The organism is Corallococcus llansteffanensis (assembly GCF_003612055.1).
GTDB classification, from domain to species: Bacteria; Myxococcota; Myxococcia; order Myxococcales; family Myxococcaceae; genus Corallococcus; species Corallococcus llansteffanensis.
In genome coordinates this window covers 1-2,032 of record NZ_RAWB01000942.1, presented here as the reverse complement: position 1 = coordinate 2,032, position 2,032 = coordinate 1, and the positions used below count along the sequence as shown (strand labels likewise).

At 68.6% G+C, this 2,032-nt stretch carries 2 protein-coding genes; both read left to right on the top strand.

Going from position 1 to position 2,032, the window contains the following annotated elements:
- The first annotated feature begins 97 nt into the window (after positions 1-97).
- On the top strand, positions 98-952 hold the full coding sequence (locus tag D7V93_RS42300; protein WP_120648601.1) for a lysophospholipid acyltransferase family protein: 855 nt from the start codon (positions 98-100) through the stop codon (positions 950-952).
- Positions 949-1,917, top strand: a complete 969-nt coding sequence (locus D7V93_RS42295) for an SDR family oxidoreductase (protein ID WP_120648600.1) — start codon at positions 949-951, stop codon at positions 1,915-1,917. The genes D7V93_RS42300 and D7V93_RS42295 overlap by 4 nt, the downstream gene beginning before the upstream one ends.
- Positions 1,918-2,032: the final 115 nt, after the last annotated feature.

Here is a 2,032-nt window from a genome sequence, read left to right as displayed (position 1 = left end):
CGCATGGGGGAGACCTTCCGGCGGATTATCGTCAGAAGGACTTCACGGGTTGCCGACGCACTCCCGGTGTGCGTGCCGGGGTGCTAAGGAGCCAGCCATGCTGGAGCGTTTCAGCGACAAGGTGAAGAAGGGTCTGCGCGGCTGGACCGAGCGCATGGCGGGCGAAGCGCAGTCGGGTGAGCTCCAGGGCCTGGCCCGGACGGAGAACGAGTACGGGGTGGATCCGTTCGGGTTCAACCTGGACTACAGCCTGGCCGCCATCGCCCCGTTCCTGTGGCTCTACCGCCACTACTTCCGCGTGGAGGCCTACGGCGCGGACCGCATCCCCAAGGGGCGCGTGCTGCTGGTGTCCAACCACTCCGGCCAGCTCCCCATGGACGGCGCGATGATTGGCATCGCCCTGATGGTGGAGGGCTCTCCGCCGCGCGCCATCCGCAGCATGGTGGAGAAGTGGGTGCCGTCCCTGCCGTACGTCTCCACGTTCATGGCGCGCGTGGGCCAGATTGTCGGCACGCCGGAGAACTGCCGCCGCCTGCTGGAGGCCGAGGAGGCCATCCTCGTGTTCCCGGAAGGCACGCGCGGCCTCAACAAGCTGTGGCCCCAGCGCTACCAGCTCCAGGAGTTCGGCCTGGGCTTCATGCGGCTGGCCCTGGAGACGAACACGCCCATCGTCCCCATCGCCGTGGTGGGCGCCGAGGAGCAGGCCCCCGCGCTGATGAACCTCAAGCCGCTCGCGAAGCTGCTGGGCTTCCCGTCCTTCCCCATCACGCCCACGGGCGCGGCGTTCCCGCTGCCCACGAAGTACCGGATCTACTTCGGCGACGCGCTGCACTTCACCGGTCGCGCGGACGACGAGGACAGCGAACTCGACAAGAAGGTGCGCACCGTGAAGGCCTCCATCCAGGCGATGCTCCAGCAGGGTCTCAAGGAACGCCGGGGCGTGTTCTGGTGAGCGCCCCGCACGAGGAGGAGAAGGAGTCGCCGCGCGGCGCCCTCAAGCCCGCCGTCGTCGTCACCGGCATCAGCGGCAACCTGGGCCGCGCGCTGGCGAAGATGCTGCACAAGCACGAGCGCATCATCGGCATCGACCGGCGCCCCTTCGTGGGCAGGCCGAAGGACGTCGAGATGCACCAGCTGGACCTGCGCAAGAAGAAGGCGGAGGACGTCTTTCGCAAGAACGAGGTCCGCGCCGTCATCCACATGGGCATCATGCATGACCCGCGCATGAGCGAGGAGGAGCACCACTCGTTCAACGTCGTGGGCACCACGCGCCTGCTGGAGTACTGCGCGAAGTACGGCGTGAAGAAGGTGGTCGTCCTGTCCTCGGCCAACGTCTACGGCCCCAGCCCGGACAACTCCAACTTCCTCACCGAGGACGCGCCGCTGATGGCCGCCAGCCGCTTCTCCGGCGTGCGCGACCTCATCGAAGTGGACATGCTGGCGCACAGCTTCTTCTGGAAGCACCCGCACATCGAGACGGTCATCCTGCGGCCCGTCCACATCGTCGGGCCCACCATCAAGAACGCGCCCTCGCACTACCTGCGCCTGCGCTACCCGTGGACGCTCGCGGGCTTCGACCCGATGGTGCAGCTCATCCACGTGGAGGACGTGGCGCGCGCGATGGTGGCGGCCCTGCGCCCGGAGCCCAAGGGCGTCTACAACGTCGTCGGCCCCGGCCAGGTGCCCCTGTCCGCGGTGCTGCGCGAGCTGGGGAACACCCCCATCCCCGTGCCGCACCCGGTGGCCCGCCCGCTGCTGGGCCTGATGTTCCGCTACCGGCTGGCCAACTTCCCGCCCCCGGAGCTGGACCACATCCAGTTCCTGTGCGCCGTGGACGGCAGCCGCTGGGTCCAGGACGTGGGCTGGAAAGCCCACCACTCCATGCGCGACACCATCCGCTCCGTCGTGGGCGAGTAGCGGATTTTCCGTGGGCCGCCACCGGGGTTCCTGACACGGATGTCACTGGGGCGTTGGCGGGATGGCAGGGGGCCTCTGACAGCACTGTCAGGCACGGCCCGGCGGCGGTGGGGAC

What these genes read in the sequence shown, in the direction of transcription:
- D7V93_RS42300 (WP_120648601.1), top strand. Translation starts at nt 98, where the DNA reads ATGCTGGAGCGTTTCAGCGACAAGGTGAAGAAGGGTCTGCGCGGCTGG.